This is a genomic window from uncultured Nitrospira sp. (assembly GCA_902500695.1).
In the GTDB taxonomy this organism is placed as follows: Bacteria; Nitrospirota; Nitrospiria; order Nitrospirales; family UBA8639; genus Nitrospira_E.
The window spans coordinates 21,514-45,187 of record CABVRQ010000030.1; the positions used below are offsets into that span (position 1 = coordinate 21,514).

15 protein-coding genes are annotated in these 23,674 nt (G+C 48.7%); 6 read left to right on the plus strand and 9 right to left on the minus strand.

Annotated elements, in window-relative coordinates:
• Positions 1–635: 635 nt before the first annotated feature.
• Both AAH187_RS09550 and AAH187_RS09555 read right to left on the minus strand, forming a co-directional pair.
• On the minus strand, positions 636–890 hold the full coding sequence (locus AAH187_RS09550; RefSeq protein WP_342348224.1) for a DUF5132 domain-containing protein: 255 nt from the start codon (positions 888–890) through the stop codon (positions 636–638).
• Positions 891–1,149: 259 nt separating this feature from the next.
• Entirely contained in the window at positions 1,150–1,698 is a 549-nt protein-coding gene (locus AAH187_RS09555) for a DUF4136 domain-containing protein (RefSeq protein WP_342348225.1), read from the minus strand.
• An 868-nt stretch (positions 1,699–2,566) separates the two neighbouring features.
• On the opposite strand from AAH187_RS09555, the gene AAH187_RS09560 reads away from it, so the two are divergent.
• Positions 2,567–3,574: a hypothetical protein gene (locus tag AAH187_RS09560; protein WP_342348226.1), complete on the plus strand. Its 1,008-nt coding sequence runs from the start codon at positions 2,567–2,569 to the stop codon at positions 3,572–3,574.
• A 598-nt stretch (positions 3,575–4,172) separates the two neighbouring features.
• On the opposite strand, the gene AAH187_RS09565 is transcribed toward AAH187_RS09560, so the two are convergent.
• Positions 4,173–5,294 (minus strand): SGNH/GDSL hydrolase family protein, encoded by a 1,122-nt coding sequence (locus tag AAH187_RS09565; RefSeq protein WP_342348227.1) that lies wholly within the window; start codon positions 5,292–5,294, stop codon positions 4,173–4,175.
• A 1,161-nt stretch (positions 5,295–6,455) separates the two neighbouring features.
• The gene (gene ilvA, locus AAH187_RS09570) at positions 6,456–7,970 is read right to left on the minus strand and encodes a threonine ammonia-lyase, biosynthetic (protein ID WP_342348228.1); all 1,515 of its coding nucleotides are present in this window, start codon (positions 7,968–7,970) and stop codon (positions 6,456–6,458) included.
• Between the two features lie 611 nt (positions 7,971–8,581).
• Here ilvA and AAH187_RS09575 point away from each other — a divergent pair.
• The 3 genes from AAH187_RS09575 (at position 8,582) to AAH187_RS09585 (ending at position 11,134) form a co-directional block, all read left to right on the plus strand.
• On the plus strand, positions 8,582–8,848 hold the full coding sequence (locus tag AAH187_RS09575) for a hypothetical protein (RefSeq protein ID WP_342348229.1): 267 nt from the start codon (positions 8,582–8,584) through the stop codon (positions 8,846–8,848).
• A 565-nt stretch (positions 8,849–9,413) separates the two neighbouring features.
• Positions 9,414–10,043 carry a hypothetical protein gene (locus AAH187_RS09580; protein WP_342348230.1) on the plus strand — a complete coding sequence of 210 codons (630 nt, stop codon included), beginning with the start codon at positions 9,414–9,416 and terminating at the stop codon, positions 10,041–10,043.
• Positions 10,044–10,105: 62 nt separating this feature from the next.
• On the plus strand, positions 10,106–11,134 hold the full coding sequence (locus AAH187_RS09585) for a hypothetical protein (RefSeq protein WP_342348231.1): 1,029 nt from the start codon (positions 10,106–10,108) through the stop codon (positions 11,132–11,134).
• A 975-nt stretch (positions 11,135–12,109) separates the two neighbouring features.
• Here AAH187_RS09585 and AAH187_RS09590 read toward each other — a convergent pair.
• Both AAH187_RS09590 and AAH187_RS09595 read right to left on the minus strand, forming a co-directional pair.
• Entirely contained in the window at positions 12,110–13,138 is a 1,029-nt protein-coding gene (locus AAH187_RS09590) for a hypothetical protein (RefSeq protein WP_342348232.1), read from the minus strand.
• Between the two features lie 528 nt (positions 13,139–13,666).
• The gene (locus AAH187_RS09595) at positions 13,667–14,749 is read right to left on the minus strand and encodes a hypothetical protein (RefSeq protein ID WP_342348233.1); all 1,083 of its coding nucleotides are present in this window, start codon (positions 14,747–14,749) and stop codon (positions 13,667–13,669) included.
• Positions 14,750–15,178: 429 nt separating this feature from the next.
• On the opposite strand from AAH187_RS09595, the gene AAH187_RS09600 reads away from it, so the two are divergent.
• The gene (locus tag AAH187_RS09600; protein WP_342348234.1) at positions 15,179–16,867 is read left to right on the plus strand and encodes an AarF/UbiB family protein; all 1,689 of its coding nucleotides are present in this window, start codon (positions 15,179–15,181) and stop codon (positions 16,865–16,867) included.
• 598 nt (positions 16,868–17,465) lie between these two features.
• On the opposite strand, the gene AAH187_RS09605 is transcribed toward AAH187_RS09600, so the two are convergent.
• From AAH187_RS09605 to AAH187_RS09615, 3 genes are read right to left on the minus strand one after another with little or no spacing between them, the layout of a single operon-like run.
• Positions 17,466–17,831 carry a hypothetical protein gene (locus tag AAH187_RS09605; RefSeq protein ID WP_342348235.1) on the minus strand — a complete coding sequence of 122 codons (366 nt, stop codon included), beginning with the start codon at positions 17,829–17,831 and terminating at the stop codon, positions 17,466–17,468.
• Entirely contained in the window at positions 17,828–18,196 is a 369-nt protein-coding gene (locus AAH187_RS09610; protein ID WP_342348236.1) for a P-II family nitrogen regulator, read from the minus strand. Before AAH187_RS09610 ends, AAH187_RS09605 begins: the two co-directional genes overlap by 4 nt.
• Positions 18,197–18,210: 14 nt before the next feature.
• Positions 18,211–20,001 carry a DUF1538 domain-containing protein gene (locus tag AAH187_RS09615; RefSeq protein ID WP_342348237.1) on the minus strand — a complete coding sequence of 597 codons (1,791 nt, stop codon included), beginning with the start codon at positions 19,999–20,001 and terminating at the stop codon, positions 18,211–18,213.
• 370 nt (positions 20,002–20,371) lie between these two features.
• Here AAH187_RS09615 and AAH187_RS09620 point away from each other — a divergent pair, with 370 nt between their 5' ends.
• Positions 20,372–22,657 (plus strand): VacJ family lipoprotein, encoded by a 2,286-nt coding sequence (locus AAH187_RS09620; RefSeq protein WP_342348238.1) that lies wholly within the window; start codon positions 20,372–20,374, stop codon positions 22,655–22,657.
• Positions 22,658–23,674 lie beyond the last annotated feature (1,017 nt).

Here is a 23,674-nt window from a genome sequence, read left to right on the forward strand (position 1 = left end):
ACCTGTCATTAAAGGGACGCGCTTGCTTATAGAATTTATGATTGAGCCCATGGCAAACAAAATCGACACACCAGGAATTTCCGGCGAGGAAGGCCTTACACTTGATTAGAAAGAGGATCGTCTCTTTTTAACATTCGATAAAGATCTCGGGGAACTCGCATTTCGCTTCGAACTACCTATAACCAGAGAAGCTAACCCCTCCGCCAGGTTGCCTCTTCCTTTATTCGTTCTACAGAGGCATTTATATAGCAGTGAGTATTCGGGTGAATATTTTCATTGTGGAAAAAAGCCCGGTCAGGATGACCGAACTCCCAAGACCAAGGAGAAGTGACCGTAAAGTTCCGCCATTTCAGATGGGTGATTCAATGCAGGTACCGGTAAATGGATCGGTCAAGTGTAAGATGTGGTCCTATACTTCAAACTGGCAATGAGGAACTCCACTGGGACAGTATATGTCCTCCGCATCTTGCCTTTGAAGCCTGCCCTTAGATAAGTACCTAACGACCACCAGGTAACCGCTTCAAAAACCACCCCAGACCCCATTTCATTATTGGCAAAAACCCCACCTGCTTCCTGAATGAAATTTCCGGAAGCTTAGGAGGCTATTGCCTGAGAAGATTGGGCTAAGTCTGTGGTCAAGCACGCTGCGATTTAGCCCGCGTCATTTTTTTATCGTTGCTCCCGATTTCCGCTTTTACCTCAGCAATAAAGTCATTGAATTGTTCCCCGGTTTCAGAAACCATTTCTGAAACAGCGGTGTAGGCCACAAGGCCTCCCTTAATCATTCCTTTAGCGAGGGGGCGCAGTACCGAACCTATTCCAGACGCAATCGAGGGAACAGCCACTGCGACGACAGCTCCGACCACAACACCACCAATGACAGCTTCCATGGGTTCCTCCTCTGTAAGTAAAATTTCTAGAAACCAGGAAAATATATCATAATCAGAAAGATGTAGTGAAGCTTCCCCGCCAAATGGCGAGACGGCCTTAAAACCGAAAACGACTCGTACCCTTCATGCCGCGCTACCATTCATCCCTATACAAAGGAAAGGGCTTTCCTGTTTTTTGGGTCAATGTCTCTTATGCTGGAGAAAAGTCCTTAAGAGTTCCCTTGGGCAATCAAACTCCACACAAGCTGAATGTGCCTCATCAAGATCGTTTAGGCGGGAATTGTGCCAAAACTTTCTGGACTGCCTCATCGATCAGCCCGGTTTGTCCTCCCGTGGTTCCCTGCCAATCCACCACGCCTTTAGCAACCCCACGCCAGATAATATGCTGCGGCGGCTTCGCATCAAGCAGATCGATGATGAGCGTCCCTTCCTCGTAATGATAAACTTCTGTATAGCCCATACCCATTCCCCCGTATGGCCTCATTAGCGGACCTCGCATAGATTCGACCTGAACTCTCTCTTCTTTACCGACATAATAGGTCACATGGAAATCTGATTTTCCAGCCATAATTTCGATGTATCCCTTGTTTGCAAGTTCGGCTGCGACCGCGTCCTGAATCCTTTGCCGGGCCATTTGATTGGCCCCACCAAGATCAATGTCTCCTTCCGGCGTTTTCAGCATCCAGGAAAATGTCTTTAGCTCACTATAGTCCGTGGACTCCCTATAATCAGAACTTACAGTAATACTGGAGCACCCGAAGAAGACCGGCAATGACAACAAAACGAAAAACCCCATGAGACATCGCATTAGTAATACCCTTTCTTTTACAATATTCACCGCATTCCCGAATTCGGATCCGGTATTTTCATCACAGAGGTATCATGGCATGTCAAAGACTCAGAGCGAGGGACTCAAATCTTTGACCGATTTCCGCCCTCTGTTTGGTGAGAGCCACATTGGCTATTGAATTTTCCGTTTCATTGAAGCCCGATGTCCTCCCTTGTAAAACTTCTCATTCTGCCGTGAGAATATCAATCTCCTTGAAATAGACGGGATTAAGGGAAACCATGATGGCTCCTAGTCCCACCGCGACGATCAGAAGTGTAAATTGGTGGCCGTCCAGGGTGCTTTCTGACAGCTCCGGTTTCCTGGCACAAAACTATAGCAGACGCCTCTCACCCTTTTCGACTCGCGACCTTCAGGTCCTACCTACCTCCTCAAGGAAGACGAATGAGCGGTGGGATTGTGATTGTACCGGTGTGAATAAATACCTTATAAAAACCTGGCGTCTTCCCCAACATTCTCCGGCTGAAGGGACGTTGGGCCTGAACTGTAAACAATTAACCATTGGCGCTCAGACTATGTCTGATGAAGTGTGAGCATACGAAATTTTTTGAAAATGAAACGCGACTTTCTATTTTTTCATGCAAACAGTGCGCCTTCAATCTCGTTTTTCCTGTAATGTTAAATTGGAAATCTTTCCCCCCAGGACATTCCCAACACATGCAATAAGGAACCCAGCCACAGAAGTCATTCCTGCCATTAGTAATCGGGAATTTATCTGTGTGTATACTCAAATGAATACCTGCCCCAGACACGCAGGTATGACGCAAGAAAGATAGATGTCCGACGACTGATGTTCTTGAGACCGATCGACACAGGAGAGACTGCTCACATGCCCCTCTTTGTATCCCTTGTCATTCTAATTCTATTCCTTTCGCCTCCGTTGTTTGCCGAGTGGAAGGTCACTGGCGAAAGCAATGTCTATTATACCGACGATGCGGCCCTGTTCTCCTCGACCCGGCGGCTGAGTCGAAACCAGGACCCCACTCAACCGGTTATTGATAGCCTTCTCGCTAACCAAGGGGACGATGTGGTGTATGAACCCATGGCTCACATTACGAAGTCCTTCTCGTTGTTGGGTCGACCTACCCAATTGGGCATCCGCGGACAAGGGTTTGTGTTTACAAACAATACTCAATTCAACCACGGATCCCTGAGTGTAGAGGCCTCCCATGATCTGACCTCCTCCACGCGCCTTCTCATGCGCTATTTTTTCGGACCCGATCTGTTTTTAGGAAAGAATGAGGTGCGGCCACTTGAGGAGTCTGACGGAAATCCACCAAAAGTAAAAAATGAAGAGGTCACCACCAATTATTGGGCAGGAGGACTTGCTCAACAAATCCCCGGTGTGGACGATGGCCGGATTATTCTCTATGGCCGCTATGGATTGCGGGAATACGATAAACCCTTTAAGCAACGGGATACCAGGTTTTGGACTATCGGGACGCACGTGGAATGGAAACCCATGCGGAAAATCGGATTGGCTCTGGGCTACCATTATGAGCGAGGGTTGGCGGATGGACGGAAGCAACCGGAGCTACAAGATGATACCTCTTACTTCAATCATTTCGTGACCGGAGAATTAGAATATGAGATCACAGAGCGTCTTGGCTTGGAGATGGGACTTCATTATGAATTTAACGGATGGACCACCGGTATCCAGGGCGATGAACGCAAGGGACAACATGAAAATGTGATCCAGGGCGACATTGCCTCTCGGTACCGGGTGAACGAGGTCCTTCAGCTAACGGCCGGGTTTCAGGGGTCCCATCGGAAAGAGAGTTTTGAGAAGGGGTTAAAAAACCTGAACACGTGGCTTGGCGCCAAATTGGCGTTTTAATTTTTTAACGACAGGAAGAATGATCCCCGCAATAACCCAGGGGATCGGCACATTCACGATGTTGGTTTTCCCCTGTTTTCCTTACGTGCACCCTGTATTAATGGGTTTTTTTTCATGAGAGTGCTAACTTGTGATTTCTTCCCTTTATAAAGGGCTTCATTCCAAAGAGGATTTCATCCGGGAGAGGCATGAAAGGTGAGGTGGAGCTCATGAAGTTTCTGAAAGCATTCATGTTTCCACTTGCCAATTTCAAGTAAAGAAACTACCGACCCACCTTACAGAGGAGGGGGTCTTAGGAGGGGACATTTACGACGTTTACCCATGCTATTGTCGGAAGAACAAAAATCTTAGGTCAGACTGAATCCGGGCTTCATACATCATTAAGCTTCCATGCGGATGTATAAGGTTCACTCGAATCAGGTGAACTTCTTCCGAATGTACGGACGGAACTGAACAGCCTCATGCTTTAAATTAAAGTATAGGAGTGTCTACTGATTCGGAGGAAGTTCATTGGGAGCCAATCCAACGATGCCACTCTTTGTATTGCTGGAGTTAGCAAATGGCGAAGTCTCGACTCTTGCGCAAGACTGCTCCTCATCTACCTGCCCGATACCAATTCACCAGGACCTGTTGTGGTTTTGTCAGGCCATATTAGTGAAGCAAGAAAGTCCTTTAGGGCAAGGCCGACGACCTGGTGTCCCAAATAAGTAAAATGAATGTCTGTCCTGCTCCTCCTCATAGTAGAAATTTCTTTCCCAATCAGCAATGGCAAGGTATCGTAGCAAGACACTCCTTTGCCTAGACACCACCGTTCCAAAGCCTGGTTCATCTCGAAATATTGATACGTTTCAACATTCGGAAGTATCCCCTCCCAAGTGAAACGAGGGATATTTAAAACGGCAAATTTGGCTCCGCGTGATTCTGCCAGAAGGCGGGTTTTTTCAAGAATTCTCAATGCCTCCGGGAAGGCTTCCTCGTAAGTTTTCTTCCGATAATTAAGAAATAGGTGATCCGACACATTACAGAGACTCAAGAGGCGCCTGCAAAGATAACATTGCCAATAGACATCCTGTTGCCACTCAGCCCAATCCGGAGAATACAAACGATTATTTTTTCGGTAACGAAGGTTTCGGTTAACATCATCCAGATAAAAGCTAAAGATTAAATAATTGTGGGGAAGGCCTCTAAGTTTTTCTAAATAATACAGGTAAATCTGTTCCACGCTATAAGCGGCAATACTGGCATTGATAATTTCAAGTTTTTTCTCCTGGTGAAATTCTTTGTTAAATTCGTCTTGGGAGATCGTAGGAAAATTCCTAGGGTAGCGCTCAGCAGCTGGAATGGAATCACCAATAATGAGAACCCTCTCCTCAGGTATCTGAGGATTAGGTTCAGGCCCTACGAACCCATAGGAATTTACTCTTTCTACTCCATCTTCCTTATATCGGGCATAATACCAATAGGACCGATCCGGACTATTCATAGCTAATTTTTTTTGAACCGGATCTGGCTTTCGCAAACCACTGCCAAGGAAGACTTCAAAAAGAATAAGGGTAAGGAGTCCAGAGCTTACCGGGAGAACAACGAGGTTAACCCATGATGCTCCGGCGACCAGGTTTTTGATAATTAACTCCCATCCCAGAAAAAAAACAAGGGGGAAAAAGCTGGTCAGAGAAAGAAGCAGAAAAATTCTGATGGGAATGTGTGGACTAGAAAACACCCATATTTCAACTAAAATGAAAGGAATACAGAGTAAAGTAAGGAACCCCCAAAAAATGAAATTGGAACCATTTCCTTTTGGGGAGAGTTCACTTCTGCAAACAAGAAAGGCAGACATTCCTACTGAAGCCAGCCAGGAAGCAAAGTAACCTAACCATAGAGTGATGCTGTGACTCCTAACAGAAATTGATTCTTGTAGGAGTTGATCAGAGAAGTAAGCCCATAGGGGTAGGATAGGAATAGTGGCACAAATAAAAAATGGAGCCCACCGATGAGTCATTAAAATTCCCTTGATTTTTTCTGGAGTTGTCCACACTAGGTTAAGCAACATTGTCCCTAACCTCAAACTCAATTTCAGTCAGATAGTCGAGACGGAATAGCAACGGCGCCGGTTGCCCAAGACTTCGATAGGCACAGAACCCGGCCTGTCGTGGTCAAGTATTTTGGGACACCGGCTTCCGTGGTTGCCAGAGAAGCTCTTCTCACTTTGAAGTGACATCATTGTTGCAACCATTCAGGAATATTTTTGATTAAGGAACCCCATGAGAAACTCGCCAATACTATGCCTGCCCTCCTGAAGAGTAGAAAAGCCCCCTGTCGATATCTACTTATTTTTAAGACCCTGGAATAGCCGTTCCATCGGGGCATAATCCCAACAGTTACCTTTCCGTCGGCTATTTACCCGATCTGACTATTGCCAAAGTTTTGGCGATATGCTCGCCTTCGGTACTGCACGCTTATGTCGGAGTGGAAGATAAGCCCACCTCGGTTGACGTTTTTCGGCCACACGTCTGAAAGTATGGGTCACCCACGCTTGGTCCGACGGAAACGAAACCCTGCGATGCACAAATAAGTGATATCTCCATTTCACACCCGATTGAGCGCCGTGGACTGGAAGGCACGGTTGGTCTAATTAAGGATCACTTGAGATTCTTCCCTGGCGAGACAGAATTGCGGCTTCTCCGGGTGGATCCTTACCTGCCGATATCCGACGTTTCTCCTCACACAGGTTAAATCATGATCTCGTCTAGATGACGCAGCCCCTTCCCAACAATTCCCATTCCGGCTCATCATAGATTCAATACCCGAGGCTTTGAGCGCAGACTGAACTTCATGTCGGACATATCGAGCGATCGGCCTGGAAAAACTCATTCTCCCCCGATTAGCCTAAGAAGTATTGATAGGCTTCATTTTTAGTTTCATCCCGGTAGGGATAACCCAGGTCTTTCAGAACAGCATCAAGCTGTTTGCGTTCCGAAGTAGGCACCTGCATGCCCACGAGCACACGGCCATAGGCAGAACCGTGATTGCGATAATGGAACATGGAGATATTCCAGCGGGAGGCGAGCTTGGTGAGAAAATTCAAGAGCGCTCCCGGTCGTTCGGGAAATTCAAAGCGAAATACGATTTCATCCTTTGCCTGGGGCGCATGCCCTCCCACCATATGGCGAATATGCAGCTTAGCCACTTCATTGTCAGTCATGTCAACGACGTGATAACCCTTTCCCGTTAAGAGCGAAATAATATCTTCGCGATCGTTTTTATCCGGTGAGATTTGCAGACCAACAAAAATATGCGCATCACGATTATCCGCAAATCGGTAGTTAAATTCGGTAATCGAATGCTTACCCATCAAGCTGCAGAATTTCATATAGCTTCCAGGCTTTTCGGGGATAGTGACTGCGAGAACTGCTTCCCGACCCTCGCCAATTTCTGTGCGCTCGCTGATATATCGTAAACGGTCAAAATTAATGTTGGCCCCGCTATCAATCGCGATGAATGTTTTGCCCTTGCAGCCGGTCTGCGTCACATATTTTTTCAATCCTGCCAGCGATAGGGCTCCAGCGGGCTCGGCAATAGAGCGGGTGTCCTCAAAGATATCTTTAATGGCCGCACACATTTCATCTGCGTTGGCAGTGATGACACCATCGATAGTTTTTCGCAGCACACGGAACGGCTCCTTGCCGATTCGCGCCACAGCAACACCATCGGCGAATATGCCCACCTGGGGTAAAATCACCCTGCGCTGTGCTTCCATTGCCGCCTTCAGGCAGGCCGCGTCTTCTGGTTCAACAGCAAACACTTTGATTTCCGGTCGCACATATTTAATGTACGCGGCCATGCCTGCGCACAACCCACCCCCACCGACAGGAATAAATACAGCATCAATGTGGGCGGGATACTGACGCAATAATTCCATTGCAACAGTGCCCTGACCAGCAATAACATCCGGATCATCGTAGGCCGGAATGTACGTCAGGCCTTTTTCTTTCAACAATGTTTGCGCATGGGTTGACGCGTCATCGTATGCGTCGCCAAACAACGCGACTTTCCCGCCATGGCGTTTTACAGCATCCACCTTAATTGCGGGTGTTGTTCTTGGCATGACAATGGTGGCATTCACACCCATGTGCTTCGCCGCAAGCGCCAGACCCTGTGCGTGATTGCCCGCCGATGCCGCAATGACGCCACCCGCACGCTGCTCATCGGTGAGTTGTAACAATTTATTGTACGCACCACGAATTTTGAACGAGAACACAGGTTGTAAATCTTCTCTTTTCAACAACACATGGTTACCCATGCGTTCGGAAACGAGCGAAGCCTCATCCAATGGTGTTTCGATGGCGAGGTCATAAATGCGGGCATCAAGAATTCGTTTCAGATAGGACTGTGGCATAAGTTTTTTGGATTGATTTCCATCGATGACAAAGTTCGCAATAATGGAAGAGCTTTACCAATTTCAATGCCTGTTTGATTGGTGTTGGGTTCGAACAGGATGATTTCATTTTGGTGTACACAGTGACATCTCAATTTTCATGGCCCTCTCCGGTCTATTGGGGATTATAGGTCACAGTGTTTTTCCTCGAACCATATTATATGATTCCCTTTCACAAAAGCACAGAAACTTTCAATATGGCTTGAGTCTGAATCAGACCAGTGCTTTAGGGATGATAGGAGGATGAAGACCGACATGGATGGCCATAGTTTAAAGTTACAATTTGCTATCCATAGAACACATTCAACACAAAACGAGGCCACAGAGTGTTATCTCACGGGATACAGCTTGGGCGCAGCCCAAACCACCTTTTCGTCTCAGCCTGACGAGGAGCAGGAAGTTTTCCAATTCCCAAAAATTCTGATGATCAATCCGCCTGGGGCTTGTGCACCTCGACCTCCATTTTTGATGAAATGTTGGCTAACAATATCCACGATGGCACAGGTAAAATTCCTGGTTTTTTCGACAAAATGTTTCACGCTGGTTTAGAAGAATACCGGCATGGAATTTTTATGCGTCTGAGCAGAGACTGTTTATATCGGGCCTACACAGACCGGCAACTCTCCGAGGATATTCTGGCTGTGCTCATTAGAACTTCCTTTCGCCTTTCATCGGCCAACATGATTTTCACCTCTGCCCTCCTGACTGATTCAGGATATATCAAATCCAAAAGTTGGGTCTTTTCCACGACCGTTTCAGTTACGGATCATTTCAAAGTGTCCAATCGGGTGACATTTTTGGATTATTTCCATGAACGGTTTTTTCCGTATTATCAATGAAGGTACCCGGAGATGACCGAGCTGCGACTCATCGAAAACCTTAGCCTTGCCAGCCGGGAAGATTATCTGCAGCGTACAAGAAGAATCGGGCTTTTACATAGATGATAGTCTCCTGGAGACCCGCAAACTGGACTATCTCATAAAGGGGTTGGAATCACGTGCGAAAATTTATCCCCGCGGAGGCCATTGCGACAATCGGAACCACCGGGCCACGGCGGGTTGTATCATTTTTTTTCGTAACCCCCTCCCCGCCAACCTGGGCAGAAAACCTGTAAGGTTTATCCGACACCCACACCGATTGCTGCTCGGGCTTAGACGCATCAGGCTTCGGTCCTGGATGATCTTCCCATCCCTGGGATTTCACGAAGAATCTCGCAGACATCCTCTCTCAACCTCCAAGCTCGACTCGATCAACAAGTCCAGGACCTGGAGGGCAAGCTTAAAGAATCTCATACGAATATGACCTGATTCGGTTTCTGTACACCAAAAGCAAGAGATGGATCTTGCGGAGTAGATGGGCATACGTACCTTTGCGGGTTCATCACATTCCTTGTATGATGCCCCCATGATGATTCCATGGCCGGATAGGGAAAGTCTTAGGTGTCTTGCTCAAGCATGCCTGCTGCTGTTTCTTTTTAGTTATGGATGGGACAGTGAAAAAGCCTATGGAGATTCTTCGAACGGCGAACTCGTGGATCTCACGGGAGGAGTCATTCCATTGCTCACCTATGATTCAGGAGGAAGCTTTTCAGGCGGAGGCGAATTATTTTCGGGGGGAAGTCTTTCCTCTCGAGGTGATGTCCGCTATCTGGTTCGAGTGAAAAATCAGACCGGTGATCCCATCGATGCCGACTCGCTGATCCTCGTCGTCGACAAAATCCAGGAAATGGCACGGCTCCGTGATGTGACCACCAGTCTCGATATAAGAGGGACCGATGGGAATACTGAGGATGGGAAACCGTATTTCCGGGTTCCTGTTGATGGTCAGGCAGAACTCCCCCCATACGGGGAAAGTGAATCGTTCCCCATCGAAATCAAAAACCCGGACCTTCTTCGCTTGTACCCTCCGGTCTTACGGGTGAGAGGCATTCGAAAGACGGCCTCTCATGCGTTTCAAGGTGCGCTCCAGAACTTGATCCAGGAAGGTGTCGTGACTCCCGAAGAAGCGAAAAAGGCCATGGACCAATCGCAATAGAAACAACGCTCGTAAGGTAAGTGCCGGTAAAATTTCGCATGACGCAAGAAGGGATGAGAATAGTGGATAAACGTATTCAAGCCATGAGAATAAGCCTATTCGCTTTGGCGCTCTTCTTCATTGTGGGGATGGGAGCAGTCCTGGCCTCAAGCCAAGGAAGCCTGAATGTACCCGAACCCGTTAGCGGACATTCCATTTCCCTCGAAGAAATCACGCCTGCGGATGTCCTGGCCCGTGTTCAGTTGCTTCGGGATACCCTGGAATTGATCCGGTTTGAAATGGGAAAACCGTTGGTAACCCCGTCCGATGCCATCGCCACCAATATCCACTCCCATGAAGCCTATTTCCAAGCTCTGACCCTCTATCATAAAGCCGATCGTCTCACGTTGGAACTCACCGGGAGCACAGGAATTCCCCCGGAGCCCATCTCGCTTTCCACTCTTGCACCTCTGCATATCTGGAAAATGGTGAACGCGAGCTACCTTCGTATTCTGACCATCAAGGAGGAGTTAGGTCTGAAGGAAATCATTTCGGAACGCCCCGAGGATTCCGCGACAAGTCTGACAGAAACCGGACGCGCGATTGTACAAGCCAATCGCCAACTCAACCTGCTACAGGAACGCCATTTCTCACCCAGTGATGTGTCGCAACAAGTGCTTCTGGCCAGCCAGTATGCTAAACGGTTGCTGTCCCGATTTCCCCCATCAACCGTCACTTTGGAGACTCCCCCCTTAGTGAGGGGCAAACAGCCGGCCGATGTATTCCTTCGCTTGGTTGAGTGCTATGCCATTCTGGAAAAGGTTGCGCAACAGTCCGGCATTCCGGTGCTTCATCTTGATCTGCCTGCCGCAAAAAGTGTGGGCATTTCTCAGCAATTAGAGCCAAGCGACGTCTATGATATGGCTACCCTCCTGGTCTCGGATCTCGCCTTTTTTTATACACACCTGAAAAAGCACGACTCTCTAAAGCCCATTTCTTATCCGGGACGAACCTTCCCTTCCCTGGTTTACCAGCAAGCTACCGTCCTTCTTCATCAGTTGAAAGCACTGGAACAATTATTGGCAAACGATCCAGAATGGCTCTCCAGATAGAGAAGAAACTTTTTCTCAAAACCATTTCTTCCATCACCCGCTTGTTCCCAAGGCATACCAAACACCATACCCTCAGTTCAACGTGCAGCAGAACCTCCGGCCAAAGGCCGGGGCCATATTATCCCAAACCCATTCAAGAACAGCAGCAGCCATGTCATACAACAAAATGGCTGCGCTCAACCCTACGCCTGGCTCTGTGCATCACGCCAGCCTGCCATGCAGGCGGGACCAAGGGAGAAGAGTGCGGCTCCTGCAACGCGAGGCTCGACTACGCGCTAAGAAAACGAGCTGAGCAGCAACCAGAATCACGACCCGGCATCCACGGCGACAGGCCCAGGGATAAACCAGTCCCTACTTCAAGGATCGCTGGCAGGGTGAACAGAGATCTGAGTTGAATGACCGTACGCTTCCGATAAGTAGCAGAAAAACCCATATCGCAAGTCATACCGCTCTACTAACCCACCACAGATTCTCGATCTGCCTGACCAGTGCTCTACAATCAGGCTCCCAGTATTATGGATACGCTTAAAGCCGCTGATCCAATTGTTGTGCGTATAGTGTGACAAACGATAAGTCGGTATCCTGGAACTCGTCCGAGTTCGAATTCGCCGGTTGTAGCGAAGCGACATGTTGGGAAGCTTGTCAGGTTTGAGAGATCGGCCAATGAGAGTCGGCGAAAGCATTGGAACCCATATTTGAGGCAGATTCACGGAATTTCGAGAATTGAGGAGACGGGGAAATCGGCTTAGGCTCATCCTCTGTAAAGACTCCGAACCTCAAGATGATCATGAGTAGAAGGAATAAGAACCACACAATAAAATTTTGTTCATCGATATGTTCTCCTGATGATGTCTTCTGTGTTTCTTTCGCACTCATGAATGTCCTTTGGCACAACACAAAAACATCTATCAGGTCTGTCGCCCCGGATTTTCGTTGATGGATCGTGTCATCATAGGTGATCGAGTGCCTCCGGCCTCAAGGGCGAACAGTCGATTGCATCCAATCAGGATGAGATTGAACCTGTCTTTGTAAAACCTGCAATTGAGCCAGAAGTCCACCTACCTGTTGATACACATGAGAAGGCAAGATAGGACCATGAAGTCTGACCGTTTGGGGGGGAGACGTATGAGGAAGATGGGCATGTAGATACGCGAGTTCAGAGATGACCAGGGTGCCTAAATCGTAGACATCATTTGACTGAATATCGGGACGGTCAAGATTTTGAGGGGCCAACGTTAACATTTGAATGTTGGAGGCCCTGGCGATGCTTCCTAACACCATATAGCAATCAATGAGATGATCATAGCTATTCCATGACTTGCGCCCTCGTTCAAGGGAAGGGAGAGGAGCAGGCCCGGGAGCATGAGGAAATTGCCGCAAAAGGTGCGTGGTGTATTCAATGCCCAGACTGACCAATTCTGCAGCATCCCTCGGAGAGAATTGATGCATCAGTAAAAGATTGAGTTGAGTATTCGCCAATCCAATAACAAAAAAGACCTGATTCGGGGGAGTTTCTGCATCGGCCAAAGCTTCACTATTAGTCAGAGGAAGCCCGAGTTGCTGCTTAAGAGACAGGATTCGATGTAGAGAAGTATCGATCATTTTCCATACATGAAATGGACGGATATCGCCCGGGTCTCCTTCTGTTTCAGTGGGCTCTGATTCTTCGGTGAGTTCCGTTACCAACCGGGCCACTTTTTGATTAAGCGTTTTGGCTTGAAAGAACACCTCATGCGGAGTCGCATCTTCAACCAGGAGGCCTACTTCTCGACTCTTGAGTTTCCCCATTTCAAAACGGATGTCGTCCAGTTCTTTCCGAACCAGTTGGACACGTGCGAACACATCAGCCGGTGTGATGGATTGAATTGAAAGTTCATGACCACTCACGGGAGGAGGGGTTGTGATGGCCTTGGTCATTCCAGGACTTGCCATTGGAAAAATAAATAACACTCCAATTATCACTCCGACTTTGAGCATGTGTAATGTTTGAATCGGGGAATGCATTAGTTGTCGCCTTTTGTGAAAGCCCAGATCTCTCCCGTCGAACCTGACTGAGGAATTCGCTGGCTGCTGTTGTCCATGTTGTTTTTCTTAAATGACCATTTTCGTTGAACACCCTCATTCCAACATTTTCGACACTCCCTTCCAGCTTCCTTCCACATCTGAGGATATAACCCCGAGTGAACGGTTCGACGTTCTGCTGGGCATTGATAACGGCATCCACCAACAATACTAGTGTCCTCTCACATTTGAATGCGAACTAGCTTTAATGAGAACGACCTGGGACAGCATAATATTCCTTAGCGCAATAATGCCTATATATGTTCGTGAGAACCCACGAGCCCTCAGCCTCCCCGGATTTCACGATGTGTATTTTTAATGTTCATTGATAGGAGGATATCAAAAATTCCTTCCTCACTAATGAAGAACCCCGCAGCAAGCTAACGGGGAATTTTCAAGTTAAAAAAAAAGGGAAGGAAATGGCGTTGCTTCATCCCCTCCCCTCTCTTTTTTAAGTACCGTGCGGTGTGATTATTCCGTTTTCTTACGAATGCCTTCAAAGATTTCTTCGAAATAGGGGCCCATCAACCCACGGGCAACTGGATGCTTTGTCGAGGATCCGAAACCTGCCACTCCATCGGTGGAAATACGATAGAGGGAAACCAACAGCGCACCCTCTTTCGTGGGAAGTGCGCCCCCGATTGACTGCAGGCCGTTATATTCGTGGCTGGCATAAAAGTGTCGATCAACCACTACATACGCATCGCCCTCATTGAATAACATTCGATGGCTCAAGACCAATGTCGGACGGCTAAACACATCAACATTGGCCCAATTAAACCGTGTCTCGAGTTGCTTCGCCTGGATGGCTGGATATTTAAGTAAGATTTGATGAAAGGAGGGAAAGTATTTGGCGACAAGTTTTGCCTCATTGGTGGCCAGAAGAAGATCCTGACTCAATTCAAACATCTCGTCCTTACCACGAGCGTAGGGAGCAATGCCTGACAGACCTTTTTCGCGATAGGATTGGTACCGCGCCAGTAATAGTTCCCGCACCAATGCCTCGACTTCAGCTTGGGATCCGCCTTTGGCCTTGAGGGCCTGAAAAGCGGAGATTTCCTTCTGGTCCAAATTTAACGTATCGCCCGGCTCAGCTTCGAGATAGCGTTTGGCTTCTTTTTCCCCATTAGGTTGCAATTTCACTCCTGCAAAGTCTTTTACTGTGGCCTTGTCAGGGATCTCGCCAAACGCAGTCACCGCGCCGACAAGCTTAAATACGACGGCCTCGCGCCAGAGCGGAAGTAAATTGTCAGGGGTCTTCGGCACCAACAAAACGGCTCCCAGCGCCAGTTCCCGATCTGAGCCTTCTTCGGTCGTAAATCGCACAATCTCTCCCTTGAGGACATCCTTCCGTTCACCGTCGGAGAGAGGCAAGGCCTTAAGCAATTCCTCGGCCGTGGGAACGGCCATCGCAGGACTGGAGAAGGCCACCAGGATCAAACAGATACTGACCAGCACCTCAACCACGATCGCGAACTCAGATTTTAAAAAACCTCTCTTTACCGAAGGAAATAAAAAAGAAAGATTCCCGGTAGATGAAACCCACATAGTCATTTCCCCCTCCTGATAAAAAACCCATTATTGAAAATACACCTGGCATTAGATTTTCAAGGTTAGGACCAAGATTGCTAGAAAGCAAACACCTATTCCATTGAAATGAAGAACGATTGCACCCGCAAAAAGGCTAAAGGGGGTTCAGAAAGAATAGCTTCCTCTTCCCGGTTTACAGAACTCGATGATCAGTTCCGACAATTTGCCTTTCCTTTTTATTCCTCACATAATATGACAATAATACAGCCAATATCTATGCAGAAATCGAGATTGGAACAACAATGAACCAGGTGATGACGGACATCAAAGAAGCATTCAACCGTTCTTTCTGAAGGATGGGCACTTTTCAAAATTTGTCTTTGGGGTCCGGCTAAATCCTGCAGAGAAACTCAATAGCACAAAAAACATGGAAATCGTAAGGAGGACTTGAGGATGGGGCTCCAATCTAAAATGGCCGACCTGGGTCGGATGCATGAAATCGTCAGGGCATTCAGTATCGCGGGATTCGGCGATATTTTTAAAAAAATGGGGCTTGAAGCCGCAGCTGAACAGGCAGGCAAGATTATGGGGTGGAAGCACTCAGAGGATATTGCCCACCTTGAACGTCCTCAGCGTATACGGAAACTCTTTGAAGTACTCGGGCCAACGTTTGTCAAACTTGGTCAAATCCTGGCCACTCGCCCTGACCTATTCGGACCTGAGTGGATCAGTGAATTTGAAAAACTCCAATCACAGGCACCACTACTGGACTTCGAAGAGCTTCGCCCTCAGATCGAAGAGGACTTGGGAGCCCCCCTTGAAGACCTCTTCGCAGAGGTGGATACCAAACCACTGGCTGCCGCTTCCATGGCCCAGGTTCACCGGGCCACGTTGAAAGACGGAACAAAAGTCGTACTCAAAATTCAACGCCCCGGAATCCGGGAAAAGATCGAAGCCGATATGCGTCTATTAACATACGTGGCCTCGTTAGCAGAAAATAACGTTCCGGAACTAGCCACCTATCATCCTCAAAAAGTTGCTCAGCAATTCGTGAAATCCTTGCAGAATGAACTGAACTTTATGACGGAAGGGCAGAATGCGGAGCAAGTCTCGGCCAACTTCGAGGACAATGACCAGGTCGTGATTCCCAAGATTTTCTGGGAATGGACAAAGGAACGCATTAGCGTGCAGGAATTTGTGGAAGGGATACCCGGGGTGAATATTCAAGCCATCGATGAAGCAGGGATGGACCGCAAACGCATTGCCCAGACGGGGGCCAATGCTGTGCTCAAAATGATTATGGTTGATGGATTATTCCATGCGGATCCCCACCCGGGAAATTTTTTCATTTTGCCGGGTGAACGTATCGCCTTCATCGACTTTGGCATGATTGGACGCGTCTCTGAAATCAGGCGACAACAAATCATGAGACTGTTGCAGGCATTGTTACAAAATGACGCCGAGGGCCTCTGCACGATTCTTTTACAATGGTCTGAGCGGGAAGGAGAAGACCCGGGTGACCTCTTGGGACCCGTTGATGAATTTCTGGGCAAGTATTCCGGAAGATCCATGGAACATTTGAATCTGTCTGTTATGGTAGGGGACTTGTTAGGGTTGGTCCGGAATAACAATCTTACCATGCCTCCCGATCAGGCAATGCTTCTCAAAGTTTTTGTGTCCCTGGAAGGGGCATTTAAGAAACTTGACCCTGGTTTTGACATGATGGTCGCGATACAGCCCACCCTTCAAGAGGCTGTGCTCAACCAGTTGTCTCCCAAAGCACTCGGGAAACGCGGTCTCAAAGTTCTCATACAATATTTAGAGTTATTCGCTGACATACCCAAGGAGATACGCCGTGGAATCTATACCGTCAAAACCGGAAATCTAAAATTTTGTATAGAACTGACTCAGCTTGATGAACTCAAACACGTGCTCATACGAGCCGTCAGTCGACTGGCGGTGGCTGCGATAACCTCAGCGCTGGTCATCGGAACCTCGATTGTTATGGCTCTTTCTAAAGGCCCTATCATCGGGGGGATCAATATCTTTGAAATTTTTGGGGTTGGGGCCATCATTGGTGGAGTTTTAATTCTCCTTGCCATGATGCGGGACAAAACCTGGAAAAAAAATCTGGGGGAATGAAGGACCAGAGTGGCTTAGGCAGAGTCCTTCGTCGGTTACTCGACGGAATAACAATTTTCAAAATCCACTAACCGATAAGAGGCAGCTTGAATGCTCCCATGTCGCGAATTTTCTTCGGGAACAACTCGGTGAACCCTCATAGGGTTCTCCCGTGACCGACTCGGATTCCCATACCACCGTTCATGATTTCACCATGGCCTAAGGAGATTTTGTCATTGGTCAGTATCTGAATATTCCCATTCGATAATGGGAATATGTTTACCATAGTGGGAGGGAATCAATGCGGGAAAAATTCATGGCTTCGCCATGTGATCCAGCTGAAACGGACTACTCCCATAGTAATCCTTGGCAAAACATTGATCGATTTTGGGAGAGATTGCCTAAGGTTCCAGAACCGGCTAGGACGGTCGTCCGAAGGTCCTTAGGGGTGAATGAGACAAGTGTGCCAAAAATTTCAATCTTCAACGCTCAGGACGCCCACGAGACAAGGGTCCAACCACGCTGGAATGAGGTGGCTTCGCTGAATTTGTGAAAGGCAAAAAAGAGATACGTTCTCTTTTCCATGGTGATAGTGATTCTGTTTGGGGTGTAAGTGGTATCAATCTTCGGGAATAGAGTAAGGAGTGGATATAACAGGCTTGCTCAAGAGCAACATCCCACCCCCAGGATAGCCGATACGGGCTGTTTCATAGATGTACTCGAACAACGCTTCGGCTTCTGTCACCGAAACAACAATATGAACCATTCTGACCAAAGTTGATTCGGGCAAACGGCCCTTTTTCGTGAAAGCTTCCCGAAGAGCAGCAATCCCTCGGCAGGAAACACTGTCCGCACGAATAATGCCCTTCCCCTCACGCAACGTCCTGAGTAATACTCTGTCCGTGCCGTCATCCGGAAGAACACAAGTAATGATCTGACTAGGCTCAAGGGGCATCAAATGATCGGAAACTTGTCCGGCGCTCATGATCCTTCCAGGACTGACCCTTTATGTCGCAGTTGTTCCCTCACAGCCTCTGGAATATAGGTGGCGACCTTTTCCAATGGCGTGATGTATAAGAAACCTCTAGCTGGAGTATCAAACTGCCCGGCCTTAAAAATGTTACTAGCCACGATGTCGGTTTGTTCGGAAGAGACCAAGACGCTGATGATATCCTTTGAGGCATCCACAGCAATCCCCAATACTCCCAACCGTTCGCGAATCCCTATTCCCCTGCCCTGGTGGACCAATACTCCCGTTGCCCCGGCATCTCGGGCAGCTTTCACAATCACGTCGGCATCACCTGATTGCACCACACAGGTAATCATGGCGACGTCCGTGAGATACGTCATGTTCGTACTCCTAATCATACGATGGATTGAACCTCCTCTAATTGTGAACCGACTTCCGGTTTAATAACCGCACGAGCTTGTGCCTTGACTTTGTATTCTGCCCAAAGACCGGTCATCAATACAGTGAGAATGGGACCGATGGAGGCCATGGCAAGAATGCCAAAGCCCTCCACAGCATGAGTGGCATTACCAAACCCCAATCCCATGGCTAAGACCAGCGGAACGGTAATGGGTCCGGTGGTTACACCGGCACTATCCCAGGCCACGTTGACGAAGGTTTCACTGGAAACAATGGTGAGCACAAAGGCCAAGAGGTACCCGACTAGAACCAACCAGACTAACGGCAAATCAAAAATCAGTTTGGCTAAACCCGTGGCAATCCCGATCGCAACGCCCAGTGAAACCGCCACAATCAACGTTTTTTTCTTGAAGACGCCATTGGTCAAATTTTCAGCCGTGGTACCCAGCGCGTTCAGGGCCGGTTCCGCTACGGTCGCCCCAAAGCCAAGACCCCAGGCAAAAACCAGTGCAAGAATCAACCCTATTGAATAGACATAAATAGGTGAGCTAGGCACCTCCGAGAGAGACATGAATGCAGCAGGAACCAGGCTCCCCACGTTTCCTCCTAAATGGGAGAGTCCGTAGGTCAGTCCCAGATTAAAGATACACATGCCGATGATGGTAAGGGCAATTCCATACACAATCTCACCTTTATTCGGGAGCGATTCTTTGAGTATGAACCTGAGGACCAAGAATAAAAACAAGACGAGTGGGAGGATGGCACGCACACCCAAAACAATTTCCACACCGGGACTACGTTCATACCAGGCGGACGGAACGGCTTGAACCGCTCCTGAAGCGTGGTGGGTAGCCGCAATAATTTCGGCGGGCGTCACCGTGGAGGCAATGTAGAAAGCCAGCAGCAGTACGCCAATAATAGGGAAAATTGAGGCCAGAGTCACAATTCCGAAACCGGATAATCCTGAATCTCCTTTCCCGGCCGCCCCCGCAATGCCGATACCCAATGCCAGAACCAACGGCACAGTGACCGGCCCCGTTGTCACCGCACCGGCATCCCAGGCCAATCCCAGGACGTTGGTCAGATCCGGGTCAGAGGCTCCATAGAGCGTCAAGGCGAGTACAGGAGCCAGGGCCCCATAAATAAACGGCTTGAGACTCCAGCCATATAAGAACCGCATGGTGCCGATAACCGCCGCTAAGCCCACACTGAATCCGATCACCAGCACAAGAGCCCCAGACCAGTGATTCAGGAGAGCGTACAGATAGGGGGCACGCTCAACCACGACATTCTGGCCGGCCACTTTCAATGCGCCGATAGCCGGCTCGGCAAAGGTGACACCGATTCCAAGAAGAAGGGTGATACCTAATACCAATGGTAACGGTGATTTTTCGGGCAGGCGCTGGCCGATGATGGTGCCAAAAGGCATGAGTCCAAGCTTGAGACCCTCCATGAAAAACATTAATCCAACGATCACCGCAAACAAGCCACTCATGATCACCCAGGAGTCCTGGACCAGTTGGCGCAAAATCAAAATCTGGAACAACGCCAAATACAGCCCAAGGGGAATGACCGATTTGACCTGTTCCATGAATCGAACTGAGACATAGGGTCGAAGTAGCTTAAAAATTTCCTCAGCGGTGAGGTGTATACGAGGCAGTTGGCAGGAGAAGGGATGCCCCTGTGAATCCCGTTCCATAGTTGGATTCAAGGCATTGAAACTGAATACCTCGTATCCATGCCCCCGTGCACGTTGATAATCTCCGAATCGATAGGAATCTGACATGATTGGCAACTAGGTGGACCAGGATGGTTCTCGGGAGTATACCTTATCAAAATCTTTCCAGGAAAGAAGCAAGGGAGAGATGGCACTTCATTTTTTATCAGAATAAAAATAGAGGCAACTGTTACACTGAACCTGCCTTTTAAGACTACCACTGTCAGGATTAAGACTCCCGGGCAACAGATAAATGGAACCCAACCATCGATAACAGGATAGCTTGACGTTCGACGGAGCTTGGGTCCGGATAGCTTCTCACCGGACCCCTGGCCTACACAGCCTCGTCTTTCTATTGAAAATGGCTTGAATCATCTGGCAAAGTTGGCGACTCTTCGGCATTTCAGGTGTTTCGATAAAAAATAAAGGATAGGTGAAAATGAAAGGGATGTGCATGCGCAAGGTTGCTCAGCTTTCTTTGACAGTCATCATGGCATGGGGCTTGTCGGGAATCAGTCATGCCCAGGAGGCCATGTATGATTATCCGGACCTGAGTCCCTATGCGGCAACTGTTGCGGAAACACCGATCGCCTTGAGGGCTGAGCTTCCAAAGAAAATCCCCGTGAAGGATTTTGAACTGAAGGTATTTCTGGATCATAAGGTCCCTGACGTCCTCTGGTATGACGAGAAACTGCGATATTCCCTGCTCAGCCAGAAAGGTCCCGCCCCGTTAATCTTTGTCATCGCCGGGACTGGGGCCGGCTATAATTCCGAAAAAATGAAGGTCCTGCAGCACGCCTTTTTTCAAGCCGGTTTCCATGTTCTGTCGCTGTCTTCCCCAACCCATCCGAATTTCATCGTCTCGGCCTCCAGCACGGGAATGCCCGGCCATCTCCTGGAAGATTCACAAGACTTGTATCGGGTCATGCGGTTGGCCTGGCTGGAACATCAAAGCGATGTTCAAGTCACGGAATTTCATCTCACCGGGTACAGTCTGGGCGCAGCTCAGGCGGCCTTTGTATCAAAGCTGGATGAGGAACAGGGAGATTTTCATTTTAAAAAAGTGCTCATGATCAACCCGCCGGTCAGCTTGTATACCTCGACCTCGATCCTGGATGACATGTTGGCTAACAATATTCCCGGAGTCGCGGATACGTTTCCGGAGTTTTTTGACAAGGTGTTTCATGCGTTTTCGGAAGTGTATCGGAAGGGTGACTTCGTCAATTTCTCGGGAGATTTTTTGTATACCGCCTATCAGGATCGGCAACCTGCCGATGCAGTGATGGCAGCGCTCATCGGGACTTCGTTCCGTCTTTCTTCAGCAAATATGATCTTTACGTCGGACGTTTTTACCAATTCCGGCTATATCAAACCGAAAAATCTGGTCCTCTCTACAACCGATTCCTTGACCGACTACTATAAAGTGTCTGCTCGTGTGACATTTCTAGATTATTTCCGTGAGATGTTCTACCCGTTTTTCAAAATCAGATACCCCGAGCTCACCGAACAAAGCCTCATCGAAAACCTGAGCCTGGCCAGCCTGGAAGAGTATCTGAAGCATTCCACCAAAATCGGGTTATTACATAACGCGGATGATTTCATTCTGGGTGAGGGTGAACTGGATTATTTATTGTCGGTGTTTGGCCCCCGGGCTAAAATCTATCCACGAGGAGGGCATTGCGGAAATCTTGCGCATCATGCCACCCTGGCCTACATCGTTGAATACTTTAACCACCTCCAATCTCCCCAAATCCTCCAGAACAATCCAAAACCGGCTCCGGTCCTCGCCACTCCGGTAAGTTTCCGCGTGAAGGAGCCACCGCTAACGCAATCGGCTCCAGTCTCCAATGGCACACAAAGCCCTGATTACGAAAACTATCCCGATCTTCGCGATCAACTCAATCGACAGTTTCTGGTCTTGGAACGAAGAATACAAGAGTCCCAAGATTCTCTTGAGGAGACAGCGGCAATGGCGGCTGCGTCTGAACCATCCCAGACAGATCCCACACTTCTCGTACCTAGCGGCGAGATTCCTGTTGCTGAAACGGGGATCATTGAACCAGCCCGGCGCCCGATTGAGGAGGTAGTGCATCCCGGGGAACGCTTTGTGATTGATGTCTATGATCCAATAGAAGGATTCAACCGGTCGATATACAAATTTAATGCGAAATTCGATGAATATGTGTTCCTACCTGTCGTCGAAGGATATGAAGCCGTCATGCCGGATTTTTTCGAGGATCGTCTTTCGAACTTTTTCTCGAACATCGCCGACCTTCGTAATTTGTTGAATTCCATTCTTCAACTTAAAGGGGAAGTCACGCTCAACACCCTGTCACGGATTTTGATCAATAGCACGTTCGGCCTCGGGGGATTCTTTGATCATGCCACTCCGTTAGGGATCCACCAACAGACAGAGGATTTCGGTCAAACGCTTGGACATTATGGTCTGAATCCCGGCCCCTACCTGGTCCTCCCCATTTTCGGACCGTCTTCTATTCGTGATACCACCGGCTTGCTGGTCGATTCGGCGGCCCGGTACTTTTACCTCTATACACCCGTGAATTTTGACGACCACCTTGATCGAAGTTCCGCCGCAACCCTGGTGTGGGCCGTGGATGTACGCCACGACTTGCGCTTTCGCTACTACCAGACTGGCTCTCCTTTCGAGTATGATCTGGTCCGGTTCCTCCACACGAAAGTCCGCCAATTAGAAATCGAGAAGTAGATAACCAGAAAGTTTCTTGCCGGCTTCTCCCATATGCGATGATCATGCAACATTGGAGAGGCCGATGAGTAGACGACGCACCTAAGTCCATTCCCTATCCTGGGCTGACGTGCCCTTCTCGTGTCGACCAGCAAGCGACCATGCTCTGCATCGGTTGAAGGCACGAAGAGCCTGTCGGACTTAGGGGATCGAGAGCGAAAAAGCGGATGAGCGAGGCCAGATTTTGACGATTTCGCTGGCCCATAGTGGGACTATGGTCCAAGAAAGCGGCGAAATATGGACCGCTTAGACACTTTTGCAGCCGATTCATCCTAAGTCCGACAGGCTCCTAGAACAATTAGTCGCAACCGGTCCAGATTGGACCTCCCGGTAAGGAATGGACGTTCTCCTTGAAATATTTCGTCCATACGCCTTCAACGATATCCCTCCTCTTACCGCCAATGGTTCATTGGGTTTGTTCCGAAACATCTGACATCACCGACTCTCACCCCTCGATACGATCAACCATATCCGCCACAGGGATTCCCCTGGATTACATCCCGTACTATGCATATGGGGAGTGTTGAATAATACTGATTCCCAAGAGCAAATTTGCTCACGGCGACACGACGTATCAAAACCCTCGGGTCGATTCAAAAAAGTTCGTCCTCTCCTGAGGCTTCTTGAAGGGAAGGGCACAGCCATTTTTCAACGGGGAGCGTACAACCCCCCACGTGAGCATGGGAAAATGGCGACCTGCCTGCGCGCGTGCGCGTCTAGCCGACTTCGGCGAAGGAGGCCCGGCGGAAGCAGGGAACGCCGCTGGTCTGCCTGCCGGAACTCCGGCGGAGGCACGGCGGATTTTTTTAACAAACCCGCATGGGTTCTGATGGTTAGATCCCGAATGGCCGACTCTCAACCTCCAGCCAGTTTCGCCTCCCTTCATCAGAAATATGCACTGAGCAGGCATTCAGGTCATTGAACTTCACCAGGATCATCTTCCTATCGTGATAATGACTCTCCCCTGAAGAATAGGAT